Origin of the sequence: Mycobacterium heidelbergense (genome assembly GCF_050205645.1) — a bacterium.
GTDB lineage: Bacteria > Actinomycetota > Actinomycetes > Mycobacteriales > Mycobacteriaceae > Mycobacterium > Mycobacterium heidelbergense_A.
Map to the genome: position 1 here is coordinate 136,603 of NZ_JBNMQT010000008.1, position 21,950 is coordinate 158,552.

The window sequence follows — 21,950 nt, forward strand, 5'->3', positions numbered from 1 at the left end:
TTACTGCGAACCGCTGGGCGTCCGGGCGGCCTTCCAGTCGCTGAAGCGGGTGGGATAGATCGTCGGGTTTTCGCCGTCGGTGGGGACGATGGTGTGCTCGTCGAGCTGGGTACCGAAATAGCGGGCCGTCGGGTCGCCCACTACCCGGCGTGGATCGCCGGAATCGGCCAGCGCGGTCCGGATGAAGTCGTCCATCCCACGTTTTTCGGGGCCGGCGATGTTGGTGGTGCTGTTGATCGGATCGGCGGTCGCTGCGCGGGTGACGGCCGTGGCGACGTCTTTGGCGGCGATGGGCTGAAACGCCCCTTCCGGCAGCAGGACCGTATCGCCGTCAGTCGCCGAATCGGCTATGGCGTCGACGAATTCGAAGAACTGCGTCGCCCGCACGATCGAATACGGGGATCCCGATTCCTCGATCAATTTCTCTTGGGCAACCTTGGCCCGCATGTAGCCACTGTCGGGGGCGCGGTCGGCGCCCACGATCGAGAGGGCGACGTGGTGCTGCACACCGGCCTCGCGCTCGGCGGCGAGGAGGTTTTTGGTCGACGCGGTGAAGAACTGCAGCACGGGATCGTCGTCGAACGACGGGGAGTTGGACACGTCCACCACGGTGTCGACGCCCGCCACCGCTTCGGCGAGGCCTTCACCGGTGACGCTGTTGACACCCGAGCGCGGCGAGGCCGAGATCGCCTCATGCCCAAGCTCGGTCAGATTGGCGATGACCTGGGAGCCGATGAGCCCGCTGCCGCCGATGACCAACACCTTCATGATCGAGCCCTTCCGAGGTAGTCAATGAACCGGTGAAGTCAGCTTTCCACTTCTGCAAACGAATTGATATGCGCCCAGTTCGCTCGAACAACTTAAATCAACTGCTTGACTTAACGGGGCACACGCCGATTAACTCGTCGTGTGGTTGATGAACTGGCCGGCAAAGTCGCCATCGTCACCGGCGGTGCTTCCGGCATCGGCCGAGGCACCGTGGAGCGGTTTGTCGGCGAGGGCGCGCGCGTCGTCATCGCCGACATCGACGAGGACAGGGGTGAAGCTCTCGCGGCGGAGCTAGGCGCCGACGCCCTGTTTCGGCGGACCGACGTCTCCGATCCCGAGCAGATCGGGGCCCTGGTAGCGACAGCGGTCGAGGCATTCGGCGGGCTGCACGTCATGGTCAACAACGCCGGGGTTTCGAGCACCATGCACAGTCGATTCCTCGACGACGACCTGGCCGATTTCCACCGCGTCATGGCGGTCAACGTCCTGGGTGTCATGGCCGGCACGCGAGATGCCGCCCGGCACATGGCCGCCCACGGCGGGGGATCCATCGTCAACATGACCTCGATCGGCGGAATCCAAGCCGGTGGTGGTGTGATGACTTACCGCGCGTCCAAAGCCGCCGTCATTCAGTTCACCAAGTCCGCGGCAATCGAGTTGGCGTACTACGAGATTCGAGTCAACGCGATCGCGCCCGGCAACATCCCCACCCCCCTCCTCGCTACCACGGTCAACATGGATCCGGAGGAGCTCGAGCGGTATGAGGCGGCGATCCGCGAGACGATGCGAGCCGACCGGCCGTTGAAGCGCGAGGGCACGCCCGCGGATATCGCCGAGGCGGCGCTGTACTTCGCCAGCGACCGGTCGCGCTACGTCACCGGAACCGTGCTTCCGGTGGATGGGGGGACGGTCGCCGGCAAGGCCATTCGGTCCAAGCGCAAGGGGTGACCTCGCGCTAAACGTCGCGCCGGTCCACCTGCAGCTGGTGCGGTTCGCTGACCTGATCGTCAATGCCGAAGCTGATGATGCGCCGCGGCGTGACACGGATGATGGCCGTGTCGAGCTCGTCACCGGCCGCGCCCTGTGCCGACGGTGCCTCGGCTTGCTCGGCGGTTCCGCGTATCTCGAGGCAACGCACCCGCCACGGGTCGCGCGAGGTGATGTCGTCAACGACGAAGGCCACCCTGTTGTCGTGAGCGACGTTGCGGTACTTCTGGCTCTTCGACATCCGATAGCCAGCGATATCGATGGTGCCCAGTGCCTCGTTGTAGGTGAATCCCACCGGACTGTTCTGTGGCGCGCCGTCGCGCTGGATGGTGGCCAACCGGCCCAGGTCGGCCTGGCGCAGGAAAGCAATTTCATGCGATTTGAAGGTCATGACGGCAGGCTAGGACTTCAAGTGTTGTTGAAGTCAACCCGTGGAGGCGCCTCGAGCGTGACGCTGCAGTCACGTTCGGCCCCGAGAGTGACTGCAGCGTCACGCTCGGCATTCCAGAGTTTAAATCAAGCGCTTGACTTAATCCGGACCTCCGGGTTGACTGGGGCAATGACCACGGCGGGCAGGACGGTTCGCACCGAGCGGGCCAGCTCCACCCAGGAGGCGATCCTGGTGGCGGCGGAGCGGTTGTATGCCGAGCACGGCATGTTCGCCGTGTCGAACCGGCAGGTCAGCGAGGCCGCCGGGCAGGGCAACAACGCCGCGGTGGGCTACCACTTCGGCACGAAGGCCGATCTGGTGCGCGCCATCGAGCAGAAACACCGCGGACCCGTCGAGGAACTCCGCGAACAAATGGTGGCGGAGCTGTCGGCCTCCGGCGGCCCGGCGGAGATGCGCGACTGGGTGGGCTGCCTGGTGCGTCCGCTCACGGAGCACCTGGCGGATCTGGGCAATCCGACGTGGTACGCGCGCTTCGCGGCGCAGGCGATGACCGATCCGGCCTACTACAACATCATCGTCAAGGGTGCGCTCAGCTCGCCGTCGCTGGTCCAGGTCGTCGACGGGATCAATAGCTGCCTGCCCAACCTGCCCGCCGAGGTTCGTTTCGAACGCAACATCATGGCACGCAACCTGCTGATGCATACCTGCGCCGACCGTGAGCGCGCGCTGGCGGCGGGATCAACCATGCACCAAACCTCTTGGCGGGCAGCAGCATCCGGACTCATCGACGCGATCGTGGGCCTCTGGTTGGCACCCGTCACGCCGTACGAATAAAAGTGTGTTGAAGATGAAAGTGACTGTCGACCAAAACCTTTGCGCGTCCTCGGGGAACTGCGTCATGAATGCCCCGGAGGTGTTCGATCAGCGCGACGACGACGGGGTTGTCGTCCTACTCAACGAGCATCCGTCGGCGGAACAGACCGAGGGCGCACGCCGCGCAGCAGCGGCATGCCCCGCCCAGGCCATCTACATCGAGGAATGAAATGTCAGAAACACTGACGGGCACCGAAAACCAGGCGACCGCCGAAATCCCGGATTACCCGATGGCCAGGAATGCGCGTTGCCCGTTTGCCCCGCCCCCGGACGTCATGGCGCTGGCGGCGAGCAAGCCGCTGTCCAGGGTGCGGATCTGGGATGGCAGCACCCCATGGCTCATCACGGGTTACGAGGAAGTGCGCGAGCTGTTCTCCGATTCCCGCGTCAGCGTCGACGATCGGGTGCCCGGGTTCCCGCACTGGAACGCGGGCATGTTGTCCACGGTGCACAAGCGTCCGCGATCGGTCTTCACCGCCGACGGTGAAGAGCACACGCGGTTCCGGCGGATGTTGTCGAAACCGTTCACGTTTCGGCGGGTGGAAGGTCTGCGCCCGAACATCCAGCGGATCACGGACGACCACATCGATGCGATGCTGGCCGGCCCGCAGCCTGCCGACGTTGTCACCGCGCTGGCGCTGCCGGTCCCGTCGCTGGTGATCAGCCAGCTGCTCGGGGTGCCGTACGAGGACGCCGAGATGTTCCAGCACCACGCCAACGTGGGCCTGGCGCGCTACGCGACCGGCGAGGACACCGCCAAGGGTGCGATCAGCCTGCACAAATATCTGGCCCAGCTGGTCGAAGCCAAAATGGAAAACCCCGACGAGGACGCGGTCTCCGACCTGGCCGAGCGCGTCAAGGCCGGCGAGCTCAGCGTGAAGGAAGCCGCGCAGCTCGGCACCGGACTGCTCATCGCCGGACACGAAACCACCTCGAACATGATCGGTATCGGCGTGCTTGCCCTGCTGCAGAATCCCGAGCAGCTCGCCGTCATCCGCGACGCCGAAGACCCGAAGATCATCGCGAGCGCCGTAGAGGAGCTGCTTCGCTACCTCAGCATCATCCAGAATGGTCAGCGCCGAGTCGCGGTCGAAGACATCCACATCGGCGGAGAGGTCATCAAGGCCGGCGAAGGCATCATCATCGATCTGGCTCCGGCGAACTGGGATGCAAATGCTTTCCCCGAGCCGGACCGACTGTATCTGCACCGCGCGGGGGCCGATCGCAACGTCGCATTCGGTTACGGCCGGCATCAGTGCGTGGGCCAGCAGCTCGCCCGCGCGGAGTTGCAAATCGTCTACCGCACACTGTTCCGCCGCATCCCGACGCTGACGCTGGCGGTCCCGATCGAGGACATTCCCTTTAAGGACGACCGTCTCGCCTACGGCGTCTACGAATTGCCGGTGACCTGGTAGCCATGCCGATCCGAATGGAGGGTCAATGATGACGACTCAATCAAGCACCATTTCGCTCTACCCGCCCGAAGGCTTTGGCGCACCGAAGGATCGCCGCGGGCACGCCGGCGGCGCCGATGTGGGCCTGCCCGACGGGACCGTGGTCTTTTCCGCGGACAACCACATCTCCCTGGCCGCCGACATCTTTTACGAACGCTTCCCCGACGATCTCAAGGAGAAGGCGCCGCGGATCTGGTACGAGGACGGCGCGTACCAGGTTGGGCGCAAGGGGCAGTCGTTCCTGCCGGGCGACTTCAGCGCGGTGTTGATGCAATACGACGACCTGCCCGGCGCCGCAAGCACCAACATCGAGGCCCGGATTCAGGAGCTGCACGATGACGGCGTCGATAAGGAGCTTGCTTTCCCCAACGCGGTGTTAGCGCTGTTCCACTATCCCGACAAGAAGCTCCGCGAGCTTGCCTTCCGGATCTACAACGAATACATCGCGGAGCTCCAGGAACGCTCGGATGGCCATTTCTACGGTGCCGGGCTGATCAACTGGTGGGACCCGCGAGGCACACGGCAAACGCTGGAAGAGCTGAAGTCGTTGGGGCTCAAGACGTTCCTGATGCCGTTGAACCCCGGCAAGGACGACGACGGCAACCCGATCGACTACTCGAGCACGTCGATGAGCGCCGTCTGGGACGAGATCGAGGCCGCCGGCCTGCCGGTAACCCACCACATCGGCGAAACCCCGCCGAAAAGCCCGTGCGAGTTCAACAGCGTCGTCGTCGGGATGATGATCAACATCGATGGATTCCGGGAGACGTTCTCCAAGTACATCTTTGGCGGCATCCTCGACCAGCACCCAAGCCTGCGGATCGGGTGGTTCGAGGGCGGCATTTCGTGGGTGCCGTGGGCGCTGCAAGACGCCGAGCACCTTGTCGCCTCCTATCGGCACATGTTCAACCGGCCGCTGGAACACGACGTGCGCTACTACTGGGACACCCACATGAGCGCCTCGTTCATGGTCGACCCGCTGGGTCTGCAACTGATCGACAAGATCGGCGTGGACAAGGTGATGTGGTCCAGCGATTATCCGCACAACGAAAGCACATACGGCTATTCGGAGAAGTCACTGGCGGCGGTTGTCGACGCCGTCGGACCGGCCGACGCGGCGCGCATCGTCAGCGGCAACATCACCGAATTCCTGGGCGTGTAGGAGCGGCGTAGTGACGACGTGCGCGCAAGCGGGCACCGGTAACGGCCTGGTGATTCCCGAAACACCCGATCTCGCCCGCATGCGTCGCGAGACCGGGGCTCGGCTGCGCTCGGCGATGGCCGAACGCGGAGTCGACGCGATGATCCTGCTGGGCAACAACGCCGTGGTGTACGCCACCGGGACCAGCTGGCCCCTGGGCGACGCCGGGCTGTCCTACGTCGAACGACCCGTCGCCGTCATAGTCGCCGGCGACCCGTGGCCGCACCTGTTCCTGCCGTTCCGGGAGGGTGCCGCGCAGGAGTCGGATCTGCCAGCCGACCACCTGCACGGGCCGGTCTATCTCGAATTCGACGAGGGCGTCCGGAATTTCGCGCGCCAGTTGGCCGACCTCATTCCCGCCGGCGCCGTGATCGCCGTCGACGAATGCACCGGCGCCATGTCGCGCGCGGCGAGTTTGTTGTTCCCCAGCGGCGCTCCCGCCGATGCCGCCGCTGTCGTCAGCGCCGCCAAGGCAGTCAAGACGCCCGACGAATTGTCCTGCATGCGCACCGCAGTCCGGATCACCGACCAGGCGATGGTGGAAGTCCACAAGGCGCTGGCACCCGGCATCCGCCAGATCGACCTATCCGCAAGCTTTTTGCGACGAGCATTCGAACTGGGCGCCGAGGCAAGCATGCTGGAACCCATCTGGCAGGTGATGCCGCCGAGCAAGGCCGAGGGCGTGTGGACCACACACGGAGACCTCGCGCTCCCGCTGCTTTCCACCGAACGCGAGCTGGCCGAAGGCGACGTGCTCTGGACGGACGTCAGCATCACCTACCACGGCTACTGCTCGGACTTCGGGCGCACCTGGATCGTCGGCAGGGACCCGTCGTCGCGCCAACGCGCGCAGTTCGACAAATGGTTCGAGATCTTGACCGCGGTGCTGGATGTCGCACGGGCCGGAGCCACCGCCGCCGATCTGGGCAGGGCCGCAATCAAGGCCAACGGCGGCCGGAAGCCCTGGCTGCCGCACTTCTACCTCGGTCACGGCATCGGCGTCAACGCCGCCGAAATGCCGATGATAGGAACGGATCTCGGCGACGAGTTCGACGAGAATTTCGTCCTGCAGCAGGGCATGGTGCTGGTATTGGAGCCGGTGGTCTGGGAGGACGGCACCGGCGGCTACCGCAGCGAAGAGGTGTTGGTGATTACCGACGACGGCTGGATCAAATTGACCGACTACCCCTATGACCCCTATGGCAACTGAAGTCCTGCCCGACGATAGGGCGCTGCGGCTGGGGCGCCGGCACCGGGCACTGGAGCAAATGGCCGCGCACGATCTCGATGTCCTGGTGCTCGGGCGGCAGGCCAACGTCCGTTATGTGTCCGGAGCACCGCAGCTGTGGGTCGCGGGCACCCGCCCGTTCGGCCCCACCTGCGTGCTGGTCCGCGAGACCGGCGCCGTTCATCTGCTCAGCACGTGGGATGAGGGTGTTCCCGACGACATCCCCCACGAAAACCTGTACGGCATCTCGTGGAACCCGATGAACACCATTGCGGCGCTGCAGCGCATCGACGGCGCGGCCACCGCGCGCCGCGTCGGAACCGATGCGCTCTCACCGGCTTTCGCCAAGTTACTGCCCAGCGCGTTTCCCAACGCCGAGTTGGTCGACGGGGAACTGGCCATGCGCGCCGCCCGGCGCATCAAGACGGCCGAAGAGTTGGTTTCCCTGCGGGAGGCGATCGCGGTCGCGGAGTCGGGCTTGGGCGCCGCGGTCTCCGAACTGCGGCCGGGGGTCAGCGAACAGATTCTGGTCGGGGTGCTGCTGGAGGCCCTGGCGGCCGGCGGGGTGAGCACGCCGTCGAACCAGGATGTCGCGTGGGTGACTTCGCGCGAATATCCGTGGCGGCGGGTCAACGGAGACGGCCGCATCAAGGACGGCGACCTCGTCGCCTTTTCCGCCGGCGTCCTGGCCGGCGGCTACATCGGCGAGGTGGGGCGCACCTGGCCCGTGGGCGAACCCTCCGGCGCCGCGGCGCTGTACCGACGCTGGGACAGCCTGTGGGCCAAGCTGTTAGCCGCGTGCCGGCCCGGAGCCGGGACCGCCGAATTGCTGGGCGCCTACCAGGCCGCGGGTGAACCGCCACCGCCGATGCCGGTGGCCCGGGGCCTGGGCATGGGCTTCGACCCGCCCGTGGTCTCCGACCACCTGCCCGAAAGCGCGGTCCGCGAACGATTGGAGCCAGGCATGGTGTTGGCCGTAACCGGCTACGTCTGGGAAGCCGGGGTCGGGGCGGTCTTCGGACGCGAGGCGGTCCTCATCTCCGCCGACGGTCCCGAAGTGCTGACCCGTAGTCCGTCGTGGCAGGCATGAGTGGGGGAACCTGAACCGCAGGCGCCGCTCGCCGGTTATACGGTGGTCGACCTCTCAACCGGAATCGCGGGCGCGTACTGCACCAAGTTGCTCGCCGACGGCGGCGCTACCGTCGTCAAAGTCGAGCCGCCGCACGGTGATCCGCTGCGACAGTGGTCGGCCTCCGGCGCGCCCATCCCACCCGGCGGCGACGGCGCGCTGTTCAGCTTCCTGGCCGGATCGAAACACAGCGTCGTCGCCGATCCCGAGGCGGACGATGACGTCGAGTTGGTCCACCGGATGCTCGCCGCGGCCGACGCGGTGGTCTGGTCCGCGGGTTCCAAAGTGGCTGAACGCCAAGGCTTCACACCCGCGGCGATTCACCGAGTGCATTCGCACCTGACCGTCGCGTCGATCACGCCTTTCGGCCTGGAAGGCCCCTGGCGCGATCGGGCCGCAACGGAGTTCACCCTGCAAGCGTGGTCGGGTGGAATCGTCGGGCTGGGACGCGGGCTGCCCGAACGAGCCCCCGTCTACATCGGCGGGCAGGTCGGGGAATATATGGCCGGAGCCTACGCCAGCGCCGCGATCCTGGCGTCGCGGTTCGGCCGCGATGCCTCTGGGGAGCCGGGAGAACTCATCGATCTGTCGATGCTCGAGACCCAAATCCTTTGTCTGACCTACTATCCGGTCACCTACTTCGAAATGCTGGGCCGCCCCTGGCGGGATGCGCGCCGACTCACGGTTCCGGGGGTGGCCCAGGCGAAGGACGGTCTGGTCGACCTGGGATGCGGCACCGCGCAGCAGTGGTTCGATCTGTGCGCGATGGTGGGTCACCCGGAGTGGATCGATGAAGAGTCGCCGCTGACCATCACCGAGCAGGCCAACGTCCACGCCGAGGACATCTACGCGTGGGTGGAGGCCAATCGGGTCGACGAGATCCGTGAACTCGCGACGGCGTTCCGGATTCCCAACGCTCCCGTGGCCAACGGCGCGAACATCGCCACGTTGGAGCATTTTGTCGAACGCGGCTCCTTCGTGCGCAACCCGCGTGGTGGTTTCCAGCAGCCGGACCTTCCCTACCGGATGCGGCCCGCCCGGCTTCGGCCGCCGGGTCCGGCGCCGCGACTTGGTGAACACACGGCGCGCTACCGGGCCGGCAATTCGAGGCCACGGCCGGTTCCGACGCGCTCCTCCGGCCCGAATCGATTGCCGTTCAGCGGGATCCGGGTATTGGACATGACGACGTTCTGGGCGGGTCCTTGCTGCACCCACTTCCTGGCGATGCTCGGCGCCGACGTCGTGCACGTGGAATCCGCACGCCGGCCCGACGGTACCCGGCTGATCGCCGGCGTGCCGATCACCGAAGACCAATGGTGGGAGAAGTCGCCGATCTACGCGGCGCTGAACACCAACAAGAAGGGCCTGACGCTGGACTTGCAGACCCGGCGCGGCCGCGAGGTATTGCTTCGGCTCATCGAGACTTGTGACGTCATCGTGGAGAACTTCACTCCTCGGGTGCTGGACCAGATCGGGCTGGATTTTGCTGCCGTGCAAGCCATTCGGCCCGATGCCGTCATGCTGCGGATGCCCGGATTCGGCCTCGACGGGCCGTGGCGCGACAATCCCGCGTTCGCCTATGCCATCGAGTCTGCTTCTGGCCTGAGCTGGCTGACCGGATATCCTGACCGCCCTCCCTACGAACCGTATTCGATCGGCGACCCCAATGCGGGTGTGCATGCGCTTAACGGCCTGCTGCTGGCGCTGGAACACCGCCGCCGCACCGGTGAGGGCGTGCTCGTCGAGGCCGCGATGGTGGATGCCGCGCTCAGCATCTCGGCCGAACAGATCATCGAGTACACCGCGTACGGTGCGCTGCTGGAACGCGCGGGCAATCGCGGGCCTGCCGCGGCGCCGCAGAACCTCTACCGCGCCGCCGACATCGACGAGTTCGGTCGACTCGACAGCTGGGTCGCGATAGCCGTGACTAGCGACGAACAGTGGGGAAGCCTGTGCGGCGCGCTCGGATCACCGTCTTGGGCGACCGATCCCGCGCTGTCGGCGGAAGCCGGGCGGCGCGCACAGCAGGATTCGATCGACGAGCACCTGGCCGCCTGGTGTGAGCAGCGCACCCGCGACGACATCGTCGCGAAACTCTGGGATGCCGGAGTGCCGGTGGCCAAGGTCATGCAGCCCCATCGCCAAACGGAACTGCAGCAGCTGGCTTTTCGCGGCTTCTTTGAAGAAGTCGACCACCCGGTCAATGGCCGGGCCAGGCTCAGCACTGTGCCGATGCGGTTCGCCGGCGGTCCGGCGCGATTCCACACGAAGGCCGCGCCGCTGCTGGGGCAGCACAACCACGAGTTGCTTGCCGAGCTGGGTTTGACGCCTGCAGAGATCGCGGAGCTGGAGGCCGACGGAATCATCGGCCAGGCTCCGGCTTAGTGGCGCCAGCCCTCGGCGGCCTGGTCGTCGAAGGTGCGGTCGATGCGCTCGAACCTGCGGTGCACGGAAGCGCGGGCGGCCTCATGCGGAAGGATGTACAGCCGGTTGGCCAGAATCGCGTCGGCAGTCAGGCGGGCGACCTCGTCGACGCCCAGCGAGTCGTCCTGCGCCGGCAACGGCCCGAGCGACCCGGTCACGTCGGGGGTCGACGCCAATCCGTAGTCCGCGCCGCGAATTCGTTCGGAGTTGGAGACGAGCTTGGTTTCGACGACCATCGGGCAGAGCACCGACACCCCGATTCCGTTCTCCTTGACCTCGCGGGCCAGTGTCTCGGCGAGGGCGACCACACCGTACTTGGCGACGCAGTAGGCCCCGAGGCCGGCGTTGGGAACCAGGCCGGCGAAGGACGCGGTGAAGGCGACGTGGCCGCCCGTGCCCTGCTCGAGCAGCCTCGGCACGAACGCCTCGACGGCGTGAATCGAGCCCCACAGATCGATGTCGATCACCCAGCGCCAATCCTCATGTGTCATCTGCGCGATCGGGCCGGCCACGACGATGCCGGCATTGCTGAATACCACGTCGACCTGGCCGAGCAGGCGGAAGGCCTCATCCGCGAGGTGAACCATCTCCTCGAGATGCCGGACATCGCACGTCACGCCGTGCGCGTCGAACCCCGCGTCGTGCAGCTGTGCCACCGCCTGTTCCAGCCCGGGCTTGTCGACGTCGGCAAGCAACACACGCGCTCCACGGCGAGCGAACTCGGTGGCGGTGGCAAACCCGATACCACTCGCACCGCCGGTGACGACCGCCCCGCGTCCCTCGAATCCGTCCATAGGACGGAACCCTATTTCAGGCAGCTACCCGCGTCGACGGGCAGGGTCACGCCGGTGACATAGCGAGATTCGTCGGAGGCGAAGAACAGCACCGCATTGCTTATGTCGACAGGGTCCACCCACGGAATCGGCAGCGTGTGGAACATCTGGCAGATCGGGGCCATGTCGTCGGGCCCCGGATTCTCCAGATCCGGCCGGAACATCTTGAAGGTTCCCTCGTTGTGCAGCATCGGCGTGCTCACGTGCGTGGGATGCACGGAGTTGACGCGAATCATGTGCTGTCCCAACTCCACTGCAAAGGACCGCATAATGCCCACCACACCGTGTTTGGCTGCGACGTAGCTGCCGCAATGGGGGTAGGCCTTCAGCCCGCCGACCGAGCTGGTCAAAATGATCGAGCCGCCCTTGCCGCCCGCGATCAGGTGTGGCACACCGGCTTTCACCGACTTCCAAACGCTCGACAGGTTCACGTCGATCATTTCCTGCCAGTCGTATTCGGAGGTCTTGTCCAGGGTGTCGCCGCCATTGCCGATCCCCGCGTTGGCCACGATGATGTCCAGCCGGCCCAGTTGCTCCACGCCGCTGTCCACCGCGGCTTTCAGCGCGTCGTAGTCGCGCACATCGACTTCGGCCGTGAAGATCCGGCGGTTGTGGCCCTTGACCAGGTCGGCGGTCTCGGCCAAATCCTCTGGCGTCGAGGCCGGGATGGTGGTGTTGCGCACGATCGGCTTACAGACGTCGACCGCGATGATGTCGGCCCCCTCTTGCGCCAATCGGACCGCGTGGCTGCGGCCCTGACCCCGCGCCGCTCCGGTGACGAAAGCGACCTTGCCCTCAACACGTCCAGTCATGGCTACCCCATTTCCTTGATGGCTCAACCGATTACGGCCGGCATGGTGTCCCAACCCCGCACGGTCGAGGTCGGGGAGAGTTTGCACTCGGCAAGGTCGACATCCCACTCCGGAAACCGCTTCAAAATTTCCTCGAGCGCGATGCGGCCCTCCAGGCGGGCCAGCGCCGAGCCAAGGCAGTAGTGGGTTCCGACGCTGAACGTCAGATGCTGGCGTGGCTCGCGTCGGATGTCGAAAACGTCTCCGTCCGGCGGGAATTGGCGGTGATCGCGGTTCGCCGCGCCGATGAGCATCATCATGACGCTGCCCTCCGGGATGCGGCGCCCGTAGTACTCGACATCACGGGTCACGTACCTGGCCACGTGCGGCGCCGGCGGTTCATAGCGCAGCAACTCCTCGATGGCCCCTGGGATCAACGACGGGTCGGCGACCAGTTCGCGCCGCTGGTCGGGGTGTTCGGCCAACACCTTGCCGGTCCACCCGATGAGCCGGGTGGTGGTTTCGTTGCCGGCCCCGGACACCACGCTGATGTAGATGAGCAATTCGTCACGGCGGAGTCGGCGGACGGTCCCACTCTCGTCTTCGAACTCCACATTGAGCAGTTCGGTCATGATGTCGTCGGAAGGATGTTCGGCGCGCCAGTCGATAAACTGGCCGAAAAACTCGCCGTTCATCATGTTTTCGGCCGTGGTGTCCATGGGTTTGCCGGCTTCCGTGCGCAAGTTGGCGTTGGCGCGATCGCGCGCCGCCTCCTGGAACTCCTCGGGCACACCGAGCAGCATCCCGATCACCCGCATCGGCATCTGCGCGCCCAGGTCGGCGACGAAGTCGAACCGGTCCGTGCCGATCAGCGGATCCAAACTCTGCGCACAGAATTCGCGGATTTTGGATTCCAGCTCGTTGATCTTGCGCGGTGTGAACATCCGGGATAGCAACTTGCGGTGGATGTCGTGGATCGGCGGGTCCTCGAACAGCACTACCCCCGAAGGGATCTCGATGTTCGCCTTGATCAGCTCGAGTATTGCGCCCTTGGCCGAACTGAAGGTCTGGAAATCGACCAGTGCGTCATCGACGTCGGCGAAGCGACTCAGCGCATAGAAGTCATGCTGCTCGTTGTAGTACAGCGGAACGTCCTCGCGCAGCCGCCGAAACATCGGGTACGGGTCGGCGTTCAGCTGCACGTCGTACGGGTCGAAGTACACATCGCTGGCCGCGCTGACTGTCACGGGAAATCAATCGCCTCTCGCCGGAACCGCGTCGCCCCGCCCCCCGGGGAATCGCCGTCGTGTCGCCTGAGAACTCTGTCATCGCCACAAACCAGTGTCAACGACGAATCCGTTTTGGCTATTTGCAATTCTAGATATTAGAGAATCTGATTCTCACGAGGCAAGTGACGTGCGATAGTTGCTCATTTGACCGTTGCCGAGCAGCCCGGCTATCGCGTGATCGCTAGCCGACGAATCCGCGTGAGCAGAAGTCCCACACCTCGTCGGCGGTGATGGGATGGATCGTCGCGTCGTCCGAGCCCCCGCTGGACTGAGCGATGAACATCACCGTCTGCATCGTCATGGCGGCCACCCGCTTGGGGTTGATCTCGGCGCGCAACTCGCCCGCCTCGCTGGCCGCTTCCATCAGTTCCGTCAGCAACGCCAACAGCGGCGCGTGCGCGACCTTGACCTCGGCCGGGTGTGTGACCAGCAATCGCGGCGCAAAGTCGGTGAACAACGGCCGTTTCGCCGTGGGATCCGGGCGCGAGGACTCGTACAACAGCTCAACGGCAACCTTGAGCCGCTCGAGCGGATCCGTATGGCTTTCCGTGGCCGCGCGAATCTGGTCGGCAGAGCGGCTTAACGCGTCCTCGAACAGCGCGAGCAGCAGCTCGTGCTTGCCGTCGAACTGCAGGTAAAAGCTCCGCAACGACTGGCGGGAGCGGTCGACGACCTCTTGGACGGTGAAGTCCGTGCTGCCCTTTTCGATGATGATGGCCTGCGCCGCGTCGAGGAAACGCTGGACGCGCTGGGCGGCCCGCAGTTTTGCGGTCTTGATCGACCGTTCGACGGCGCGCTGCTTCCAGGCGGGCTCCTCGCTAGGGCTGGTCACGAGCGGCTCAGAGGATTGCCGCGAGGGGAGAACATGATTGGACTCTACCGGAGAACGCCGTGGCATCTGTGCGCTCGACCCCCTCACGGACGACGTGTCTGAGATTGTAACTTTCTTACGACGAGAATACTATTCTCTTACACGCGTGTATGGAAGTGAAATCGCAAGAGCGAACTGCGCCGTCAGCGGAAACCTTGATCTACCCCTGTTCTAGGAGTGCCGTGCAGCTGAGTTTCGATGCCGATGTCGAGGCGTTTCGCTCCGAATTCGTCGCCTTCCTCGATGCCCATCTGCCCTCGGAAGCCGAGGCATTCGACCGGCCCCGCTCGAGTTCGCACATTCCGGAGTGGGCACGACGCTGGCAACGGCTGCTGTTCGACAGCGGGTGGCTGCTGCCGGGCAACCCGCCGGAGTTCGGTGGACGAAACGCCACTTTGTTGCAGCAATACGTGTACCTCGAAGAGTTGTCGCGGCGCCGGATCTATCAAAGTTTCAATCCGCAGGGCGTGGGCATCATCGCGGCATCACTGTTGACATTCGGCACGCATGAGCAAAAGCAGCGATGGGCCGTGCCGATTCTGCGCGCCGAGATCACCGCGTCGCTGGGCATGAGCGAACCCGGCGCGGGCTCGGATCTGGCGTCCCTGAAAACCCGTGCGGTGCTCGACGATGACCACTTCGTTGTCAACGGGCAGAAGGTGTGGACATCGGGCGCCCACGACGCGGACGTGCTTTTGACGTTCGTGCGTACGGACCCAGAGGCGCCAAAACACAAGGGCATCAGTGCTTTACTCATCCCGACCGACACCCCCGGCGTGGTCCGCCGTCCCTTCGCGTCGGTGGCCGACAGCGAAGACGTCGATTTCAACGAGGTGTTCTTCACCGACGTGCGTGTCCCCGCCGAGAACTTGGTGGGGGAGATCAACCAAGGCTGGCGGGTGGCAACCGGTTCGCTCGGTCACGAGCGCGCCATGCTGTGGATGGACTACGCCGGGATGTTGCACGCGCTCACGGTCGATTTCGGTCCGTCGGGACCGGTGCAGCGCGATCTCTACGCAACCCTCGTGATGGACTGCTACGCGCTGCGGCTGATCGGGTCGGCGACTTTGGCCAAGGCGGCACGCGGAGAAGAGGACGTACCCGCCCAGTCGGTCCTGAAGCTGCTGGGGTCGGAGGCGATGCAACGAGCCTGTGAGGACGCGCTGAGTGCCGAGGGGCCGGACGGGCTCGTGCTCCACGCGGTCACCTCGCCCGTCGCGCCGCTTAACCTGGACAGCCACTACGGCAGCTGGTTCGACCGTTACGTGCGCACCTTCGCCGCGACCATCGCCGGCGGGACTTCCGAGATCCAACGGAACATCATCGCCGAACGCATCCTCGGCCTGCCGCGCAATTAGCCTGCGAGGTCAAGGCTTTTGGGCGTCCACCCACGCGTAGTAGCCGATGGCGACGAGCCCGGCGACGATCGCCGCCGACCCCAGCACGATGCCGGCTACCGCGGCGTGAAGGTTGTTGGCTTCGCGGCGCTGGACGCGCCGACGGGCGACGTCACCGGTCAGCACCGCGGCGATGCCGAGGGGGACCCCGATCAGGAGCCAGCAGGTGCCGAGCGCGAGCACGCCCAAGATGACGGAGGCGACGCCTACCTGGTTGCGCGGTGCGTTTGGGCGGCCCATGCGTGCCAACTCTAGGGCCCGTGGCCGGTCTGGCACGAGATCCTCTCGTGTCGCAGAAGTTGCGGGATGTCGCGCATTGCCCGCCTCATAGCGACAAACTCGTGCCCTGGCCTCCAGCACCGCCAGATTGTCGCTGTGAGGCGGGCACATTGGGTATCCCTCCCGATTTGTGACCGGTGGGACATCGAGCTCCTACAGCTGCGCCACCCGCGGCGCATATCCTTTGGACCGCAATGTCTTTCCCGCCTCGTGTGTCAGTTCTCTCGCGCTGCCCAGCAGGCCGTCCAGGACCAGCGCCCGTTTGACGTGGCGATGCAGGGGGTGCTCGGCGGTGAAGCCGATGCCACCGAGGACCTGCTGGCAGTGGCGCGAGGTGGAAAGCGCCGCCTGGCCGGCGGCGGCCTTGGCCAGCAGGGCGGCCAGGCCATCCGGGTCATCCGTCTCCGCGGTGACGGCCCGCAGGCTCGCTTCGGCCCCCTCTATCGCGACGAGCGTCTCGGCAAGCCGGTGCCGGATCGCCTGGAACGAGCTGATGTGCCGGCCGAATTGAACGCGGTCCACGGCATGCTGGCGCGCCAGTGCGAGCATCGCCCGGCTGGCGCCCACCAGCCACCAGCCCACGGCACGCCGTCCGGCGGCTAACGCCGCCGGCGGCAGCGACTCTCCCCCGGGTACGGAACGTATCGGCAGCTCGTCGTCGAGTGCCGAGCTGGAGCCGTCGCCCCGTTCCCACACCACCCAGCGGTCACCGGCACACGGGAGCGGCACGGTGCCTTCCGGCGCGCTTCCGGTCGCCCGCAGTACGACGTCGTTAAGCACCGAGGCGTGCGCGCCGGTCTCGCCGAGCAGCTCGAACACCAAAGGAACTGCGGCATCCGGGATTTCGTCGAGCATGTCGAGCCAGCCGAGCTCGGTTAGCGCGGCGTCGAGCTTGGCTCCCGTCGCCGCGGTCATTGCGGTGCGTAGGGAGTCGGCCAGCATGCGCAACGCCTCGGGGTCCACGGCTCTACTCCTTTCCGAGGTCGAGCAGCCGGCGGGCGATGATGTTGCGCTGAATTTCGGCGGTGCCGCCATAGATCGTCGCGGCCCGGGAATACAGGTACTCCGAGCGCCACGGCGTGTCGTCGAGCTCGAGGGTTCCGGGGAGCAGGTCGCGGACAGTGTCGTAGAGCCGTTGCTCGGCGCTGGCCAGCAGCACCTTGTCGATGGAGGTGTCCGGTCCGAGCCGCGCCCCGTCGCGCAATCTGTGCTGGGTGTCGCGGGATCGGCAGCGCAGTGTGTGCAGCGCGAGATACGCTGCGCCAAGCTCGAACTCGTCGTGGCCGCCGGGTTCGCCCGCGGCCGTCTGTGCAATCAGCTCGTCGAAGCGGGAGTAGAGGTAGGCGATCCGCTGCCAGAAGCACGCGGAGCGTTCGTAGGGCAGCAGGTCCATCGCCAGCCGCCATCCGTCTCCGGGTTGGCCGAGCATCCGGCTCGACGGGATCACCACGTCGTCGTAGTACACCTCGCAGAACTCGTCCACGCCGTGCATCGTGCGCAGCGGCCGAATGGTGATGCCCGGGGTGTCCAGGTCGACGAAGAACGCGGTAATTCCGTCGTGGCCGGGCGCGGTGCGGGCGAGCAGGACACACCGCGTGGAGAACTGCGCGAAGCTCGTCCAGACCTTCTGCCCGTTGACAATCCAATCGTCACCCTGCTGCACGGCCCGGGTGGTCAGCGAGGCCAGGTCGCTGCCGGAGCCCGGCTCCGAAAAGCCCTGACACCAATGCTCGCCGCCGCTGAGCAGGCGCGGCACCATCTCCGCGGCGAGTTCTGCGGGGGCGTAATCGATCATCGTCGGCGCGAGCACCTCGAGCATCGAGTACGGGCCGGGCTCGGCGAGCCGTCGGCCGACCACCTCCTCGCCGACGATCGCGCGAAACACCGCGGGCCCGCCCAATCCGCCGACTTCGACCGGCCAGCCGTAGCGCATCCAATCGGCGTCATACAGCGCCCGGCTCACTCGGGCGAATTGCTGCATGTGTCCCTGCAGCGAATGATCTGGTCCCGGGGTCAGGTCATTGTCGTCGAGCCATGCGCACAGCCCCGCCCGGAAGTCCTCGACATTCACGGGGTGGGGCGGCCGACGGCGTGCGGACGCCCGGAATCGTGCACTCCGCTGCGCCGGATGAACGTCATGGCCCGGGTCTTCAGCCGCCATCCGTCGGCGGTGCGTGAGTAGGTGTCGCGGTAGTAGCCGATGCGCATGTCATGGGTGGCGTGATCGATGAAGCACAGCGGTTGCGTCCCGCTGGCCGCATCGCCGTCGATGTCGACCAACGCAGTTCCGGTGAGAAACAAGCCCTTTGGTGCCGCGGCCACCAGTTCCGGGAATTTGTCCAAGCCGTACGTGTCGCCGAACGCGCTGTAGGTTCCGTCTGGTGTGAAGACGCCGATGAGGCCCTCGATGTCTTCCTGGGTGATGGTGACCGCGTAGCGGGCGAGTAGTTGCTGGATCTCGACCAGATCCTCAGTTCTGGTCGGCCGATTTGTCGACATAGACCTTGCCGCCTTTCATGACAAAGCTGACGTGCTGGGTAACGGTTATGTCTTCCAACGGGTTTCCCGGTACCGCGATAATATCGGCGAGCTGGCCCGGCGCGAGCCGCCCGCGGTCGGTCGAGTTGATGAGCTCGGCCGCGGTCACCGTCGCCGCCCGCAGCACCGCTAGCGGAGGTAGGCCCCAGTCGACGAGCGTGACAAGCTCGTCGGCGTTGCGGCCGTGTGGAATCGCCGGCGCATCGGTGCCGACCGCGATCTTCACGCCGGCCTCGTGCGCGGCCACTATCGAGGTGCGCGACCTCGGGAACATCTCGGCGGCCTTGGCCTGTAGTTCGGGCGGGGCGTGCGAGACATCCATCCCCTCGGCGAGGCGCCGGGTGGAAACCAGGAACGTGCCGTGCTCGACCATCATCGCGATGGCCTCGTCGTCGACCAGGAAACCGTGCTCGATGCAGTCGATACCGGCCGCCACCGCGTGTTTGACGGCGTCGGCGCCGTGCGTGTGCGCGGCCACCCGCAGCCCGCGCCGGTGGGCCTCGTCGACGATCGCGCGCAGTTCCTCATCCGAATAATGCTGCGCCCCAGGGGGTCCCGTCAGTGACATCACCCCACCCGAGCAGCAGACCTTGATCAGCTCGGCGCCGTGTTTGATCTGGTAACGCACCGCCTTGCGGATCTCGTCGATTCCGTTGGCGATGCCCTCCTCGACCGTCAAGTCCAGCACGTGCGGTGCGAACGCCGCGAACATCGTCGGATCCAAATGCCCGCCCGTCGGCGTGATGGCATGACCGGCCGGGACCACCCGCGGCCCGTCGACCCAGCCCGCGTCGATTGCCTTGCCCAGTGCGACATCTAGCAGATAGCCGCCGGTCTTGACGAAGAGACCAAGATTGCGCACGGTGGTGAACCCCGCGCGCAGCGTGCGGCGGGCGTTGCCAATCGCGCGCAGCACCCGCGTCGGGGGATCGTCCTGAACCTGCGACAGCCCGGGCTTCTCCCCGCGGCCGCCCATCAGGAGGTTGACCTCCATGTCCATGAATCCGGGCAGCAGGATTTGGTCGCCGAGGTCGATCAGCTCGCCTTCGGCGTCACCGCCGACACCGACGATCCGATCGCCATCGATGCGCAGGATACCGGGCCGCAGGATCTCGCCGGCGTCAACGTCGAGCAGCCCGGCGGCCTTGAGCGTCAACACCTCTCAGATCACCGGCTCCCGGATCAGCTCCACCCACGCGGCGCCGCTGTCAGGCACGCGCGGCTGTTTCCACGCCTCTATCGGAAACGACACCATGACCAGCGACTGCATGATGTGCATGAGCGTACGGGCGTCCTCGGGCAGATCGTCCAGCGGGAACTTGTCACAGTACTCGATGGCGTCGTTCAGCCTGGGGAACGCGACGTCATAGAACGCCTGCATCTCGGGCATCGTCGAGGCCAGCCGCTTGGCGTAGCGCTCGGGTTCGGTGGCCAGGTCCCAATCCAAATAGGGCTCCAGGTCAGCGAATTCAGACGGTAACGCCATTGCGCTGGTACTCCTTCACGTAGTCGCCGGTCGTCTTGTGCAGATGGCGGATCAGGACCTCCTGATCGCACAACAGGAACTCCTTGACGGCCCGAGTGCCGATCATGGTCTGGGTCGCCTCCAGCGTGTTGGCGTCCTGCAGCGCGTACTCCTTGAACGTCACCGCCGCCAGCTCCTGGGCGAGGCGTTCGCGCGCGTTGCGCGGCGGAACGAAATAGAGCGAGCACTCGAAGGTGTGCTTGTCGACGGCGGTTGGCCAGTAGTGGTAGGTCAAGAACCAGCCGGGCTCCCAGATCAGCAGCATGAAGTTCGGGTAGAAGAGCCAGGAGTCGATGCCCCACTGCGGCACCTTCTTCACGTTGACACCCGGCGGCAGCTCCAGGTTCTGGATGATCTCCGGCTTGTCCCACGGACCGAACAACCCGCTGCGCAACACCTGGTCCATCGGCTTGACCATGGACATGTCGGGCGGCGGCGCCTGCCCACCCCAGGTCGACTGCAGGTTGTGCGGGCCGGCCAACTCGTAGTGCAGCGCCTCGTAGCCGTACTTCTGGATTTTGGCCGCTTCCTCCTTGGTGTACTGCCCCTGATGCAGGATTGGCGCGTGATAGAACTCGACGAACGCGTCGATGAACAGCTTCCAGTTGCTGCCGACCTCGGCGCGGTAGGAGTAGGTCTCGGTCATCTCGCCGAAGGGATAGCCTTCGATGCTCTTGGCCAGCGGTCCGAGGTAGTCGGTGAGCGGCGCGGCGTTGTTGTCGAAGTTGATGAAGATGAAGCCTTCCCACACCTCGCAGCGCACCGGTACCAAGCCGTAGTCGGCCTTGTCGACATTGAAGAACTCATCCGGCTGCTGGACGAAGGTCAGGTCTCCGTCGAGGCTGTAGCGCCAGGCGTGGTACTTGCAGGTGAACTGCCGGCAGGTGCCCGATGTCTCCTCATGCGGAAAGTCGTTCCACACCAACTTGTTTCCGCGGTGGCGGCAGACGTTGTGAAACGCCTTGACGGTCCCGTCCTTGGTCTTGACGATGATGACCGACATGCCCTTGCCCGCGGACGGCAGTTCCTTGGTGAAGTAGCTGCCGGTGCGCGGCAGGCGATTGACGCGGCCGACGTTAAGCCACGTCCGTTTGAAGATTGCGTCGCGTTCGGCCTCGAAGAATGCCGGATCGATCGAGTCGGTGTAATCGACTGGCGCTGTGCCCAGTTCGGGATAGTTTTCTGTCCAGCTGCCTGCGGCCGGTTTCGGAAAGTGGGGCAAGGCTCTAACCTTTCTCGTTCTCGAGCTGTACGCCAAAAGTGTTGATGGCCATCGCGAGTGCGATGTAGCCACCAATGGTGAAGATCAGGTCCATACGCTGACGTTCGTCAAGCCGTTCGCAAAGAGCCGTCCACGTCTGATCGGAGAGGTTGGATTTTTCGTCGAGCTCGTCGACGGCCGTGAACACGGCGCGATCGAACTCGTCGCTCGTCTCGCCGGTCTGGGCGGCGGCGATCTCGGCTTCGGACAGTCCCTCCTTCTTCGCGATGCTCACGTGGTGGGACCACTCGTAGTCGCAGCCGCGTCGATGGGCGACGCGCAGGATCGCTTGCTCGCGGATGCGCGCCGGGAGGGTGGAGCCGAACAGCAGGTACCCGCTGAACCGCAGGAATGCGCGGGCCAGTTTGGGGTGGCGGACCAGGGTCGACATGAGGGTGCCGGCGTCCCGGGGGTTGCGCCGTTCCTGGGGAAGCATGCCGGACAGTGACTGCTCGACAGCCTCGTCCCATTGGTCGGCGGGCAGCGGCCGCAGACGCATCAGGCAAGCTCCTCTCGGTGAAAGAGAATCATATTCTCATTTCCAACCAACAGACTTGCACGATTCGGTCGGCTGGTCAATGCCAGCGGGTCGCGATCCGCACTGGCCAGCCGCCCGGGCGGACCGCGAAGGAAGCGTTGCCCGCTCGGCCCGTGCCGTGGGTCCGCGCTTTCCCGCGAAACGTCAGGTTTCTCTAGGTGGCCCCGGCATTT

The 21,950-nt window shown here is 65.5% G+C and carries 23 protein-coding genes; 9 read left to right on the plus strand and 14 right to left on the minus strand.

Going from position 1 to position 21,950, the window contains the following annotated elements:
* Entirely contained in the window at positions 1-768 is a 768-nt protein-coding gene (locus ACQI5H_RS11475; protein WP_427079492.1) for an SDR family oxidoreductase, read from the minus strand.
* 141 nt (positions 769-909) lie between these two features.
* Here ACQI5H_RS11475 and ACQI5H_RS11480 point away from each other — a divergent pair, with 141 nt between their 5' ends.
* Positions 910-1,716: an SDR family NAD(P)-dependent oxidoreductase gene (locus ACQI5H_RS11480; protein ID WP_427079493.1), complete on the plus strand. Its 807-nt coding sequence runs from the start codon at positions 910-912 to the stop codon at positions 1,714-1,716.
* A 7-nt stretch (positions 1,717-1,723) separates the two neighbouring features.
* Here the strand turns inward: ACQI5H_RS11480 and ACQI5H_RS11485 are convergent, their stop codons facing one another.
* A complete protein-coding gene (locus tag ACQI5H_RS11485) occupies positions 1,724-2,146 on the minus strand; it encodes a PPOX class F420-dependent oxidoreductase (RefSeq protein ID WP_427079494.1) in 423 nt (140 codons plus the stop codon).
* 168 nt (positions 2,147-2,314) lie between these two features.
* Between ACQI5H_RS11485 and ACQI5H_RS11490 the strand changes: the two genes are divergently transcribed.
* The 7 genes from ACQI5H_RS11490 to ACQI5H_RS11520 all read left to right on the plus strand — a co-directional run bounded on the left by ACQI5H_RS11490 (position 2,315) and on the right by ACQI5H_RS11520 (position 10,416).
* Positions 2,315-2,980 carry a TetR/AcrR family transcriptional regulator gene (locus ACQI5H_RS11490; protein WP_427079495.1) on the plus strand — a complete coding sequence of 222 codons (666 nt, stop codon included), beginning with the start codon at positions 2,315-2,317 and terminating at the stop codon, positions 2,978-2,980.
* Between the two features lie 13 nt (positions 2,981-2,993).
* Entirely contained in the window at positions 2,994-3,188 is a 195-nt protein-coding gene (locus tag ACQI5H_RS11495; protein ID WP_427079496.1) for a ferredoxin, read from the plus strand.
* A 1-nt stretch (position 3,189) separates the two neighbouring features.
* The gene (locus tag ACQI5H_RS11500; protein ID WP_427079497.1) at positions 3,190-4,434 is read left to right on the plus strand and encodes a cytochrome P450; all 1,245 of its coding nucleotides are present in this window, start codon (positions 3,190-3,192) and stop codon (positions 4,432-4,434) included.
* A 139-nt stretch (positions 4,435-4,573) separates the two neighbouring features.
* Complete coding sequence (locus ACQI5H_RS11505; RefSeq protein ID WP_427079594.1) at positions 4,574-5,635, plus strand: amidohydrolase family protein; 1,062 nt, start codon at positions 4,574-4,576, stop codon at positions 5,633-5,635.
* Between the two features lie 79 nt (positions 5,636-5,714).
* Positions 5,715-6,884, plus strand: coding sequence for a M24 family metallopeptidase (locus ACQI5H_RS11510; RefSeq protein ID WP_427079595.1), 1,170 nt, complete (start codon positions 5,715-5,717; stop codon positions 6,882-6,884).
* Positions 6,874-7,992: a M24 family metallopeptidase gene (locus ACQI5H_RS11515; protein ID WP_427079498.1), complete on the plus strand. Its 1,119-nt coding sequence runs from the start codon at positions 6,874-6,876 to the stop codon at positions 7,990-7,992. The genes ACQI5H_RS11510 and ACQI5H_RS11515 overlap by 11 nt, the downstream gene beginning before the upstream one ends.
* Positions 7,993-10,416 carry a CaiB/BaiF CoA transferase family protein gene (locus ACQI5H_RS11520; RefSeq protein WP_427079499.1) on the plus strand — a complete coding sequence of 808 codons (2,424 nt, stop codon included), beginning with the start codon at positions 7,993-7,995 and terminating at the stop codon, positions 10,414-10,416.
* Here the strand turns inward: ACQI5H_RS11520 and ACQI5H_RS11525 are convergent.
* From ACQI5H_RS11525 to ACQI5H_RS11540, 4 genes are all read right to left on the minus strand, one after another.
* Positions 10,413-11,249: an SDR family NAD(P)-dependent oxidoreductase gene (locus tag ACQI5H_RS11525; RefSeq protein WP_427079500.1), complete on the minus strand. Its 837-nt coding sequence runs from the start codon at positions 11,247-11,249 to the stop codon at positions 10,413-10,415. The genes ACQI5H_RS11520 and ACQI5H_RS11525 overlap by 4 nt on opposite strands.
* An 11-nt stretch (positions 11,250-11,260) precedes the next feature.
* The gene (locus ACQI5H_RS11530) at positions 11,261-12,100 is read right to left on the minus strand and encodes a mycofactocin-coupled SDR family oxidoreductase (RefSeq protein ID WP_427079501.1); all 840 of its coding nucleotides are present in this window, start codon (positions 12,098-12,100) and stop codon (positions 11,261-11,263) included.
* A gap of 23 nt (positions 12,101-12,123) precedes the next feature.
* Complete coding sequence (locus ACQI5H_RS11535; protein ID WP_427079502.1) at positions 12,124-13,326, minus strand: cytochrome P450; 1,203 nt, start codon at positions 13,324-13,326, stop codon at positions 12,124-12,126.
* A gap of 223 nt (positions 13,327-13,549) precedes the next feature.
* A complete protein-coding gene (locus ACQI5H_RS11540; RefSeq protein ID WP_427079503.1) occupies positions 13,550-14,200 on the minus strand; it encodes a TetR/AcrR family transcriptional regulator in 651 nt (216 codons plus the stop codon).
* A gap of 221 nt (positions 14,201-14,421) precedes the next feature.
* On the opposite strand from ACQI5H_RS11540, the gene ACQI5H_RS11545 reads away from it, so the two are divergent.
* Positions 14,422-15,597, plus strand: a complete 1,176-nt coding sequence (locus ACQI5H_RS11545) for an acyl-CoA dehydrogenase family protein (protein WP_427079504.1) — start codon at positions 14,422-14,424, stop codon at positions 15,595-15,597.
* 9 nt (positions 15,598-15,606) lie between these two features.
* On the opposite strand, the gene ACQI5H_RS11550 is transcribed toward ACQI5H_RS11545, so the two are convergent.
* From ACQI5H_RS11550 to ACQI5H_RS11585, 8 genes are all read right to left on the minus strand, one after another.
* Positions 15,607-15,876 carry a DUF4190 domain-containing protein gene (locus tag ACQI5H_RS11550; protein WP_427079505.1) on the minus strand — a complete coding sequence of 90 codons (270 nt, stop codon included), beginning with the start codon at positions 15,874-15,876 and terminating at the stop codon, positions 15,607-15,609.
* A 192-nt stretch (positions 15,877-16,068) separates the two neighbouring features.
* Positions 16,069-16,857, minus strand: coding sequence for an acyl-CoA dehydrogenase family protein (locus ACQI5H_RS11555; protein WP_427079596.1), 789 nt, complete (start codon positions 16,855-16,857; stop codon positions 16,069-16,071).
* A gap of 25 nt (positions 16,858-16,882) precedes the next feature.
* On the minus strand, positions 16,883-17,986 hold the full coding sequence (locus ACQI5H_RS11560; protein ID WP_427079506.1) for an acyl-CoA dehydrogenase family protein: 1,104 nt from the start codon (positions 17,984-17,986) through the stop codon (positions 16,883-16,885).
* Positions 17,983-18,414, minus strand: coding sequence for a nuclear transport factor 2 family protein (locus tag ACQI5H_RS11565; protein WP_427079507.1), 432 nt, complete (start codon positions 18,412-18,414; stop codon positions 17,983-17,985). Before ACQI5H_RS11565 ends, ACQI5H_RS11560 begins: the two co-directional genes overlap by 4 nt.
* Positions 18,386-19,612, minus strand: a complete 1,227-nt coding sequence (locus tag ACQI5H_RS11570) for an amidohydrolase family protein (RefSeq protein ID WP_427079508.1) — start codon at positions 19,610-19,612, stop codon at positions 18,386-18,388. The genes ACQI5H_RS11565 and ACQI5H_RS11570 overlap by 29 nt, the downstream gene beginning before the upstream one ends.
* A 3-nt stretch (positions 19,613-19,615) precedes the next feature.
* Positions 19,616-19,939 carry a hypothetical protein gene (locus tag ACQI5H_RS11575; RefSeq protein ID WP_076058982.1) on the minus strand — a complete coding sequence of 108 codons (324 nt, stop codon included), beginning with the start codon at positions 19,937-19,939 and terminating at the stop codon, positions 19,616-19,618.
* The gene (locus ACQI5H_RS11580; protein WP_427079509.1) at positions 19,923-21,200 is read right to left on the minus strand and encodes an aromatic ring-hydroxylating oxygenase subunit alpha; all 1,278 of its coding nucleotides are present in this window, start codon (positions 21,198-21,200) and stop codon (positions 19,923-19,925) included. The genes ACQI5H_RS11575 and ACQI5H_RS11580 overlap by 17 nt, the downstream gene beginning before the upstream one ends.
* Before the next feature lie 4 nt (positions 21,201-21,204).
* Complete coding sequence (locus ACQI5H_RS11585) at positions 21,205-21,738, minus strand: carboxymuconolactone decarboxylase family protein (protein ID WP_427079510.1); 534 nt, start codon at positions 21,736-21,738, stop codon at positions 21,205-21,207.
* Between the last annotated feature and the right edge of the window lie 212 nt (positions 21,739-21,950).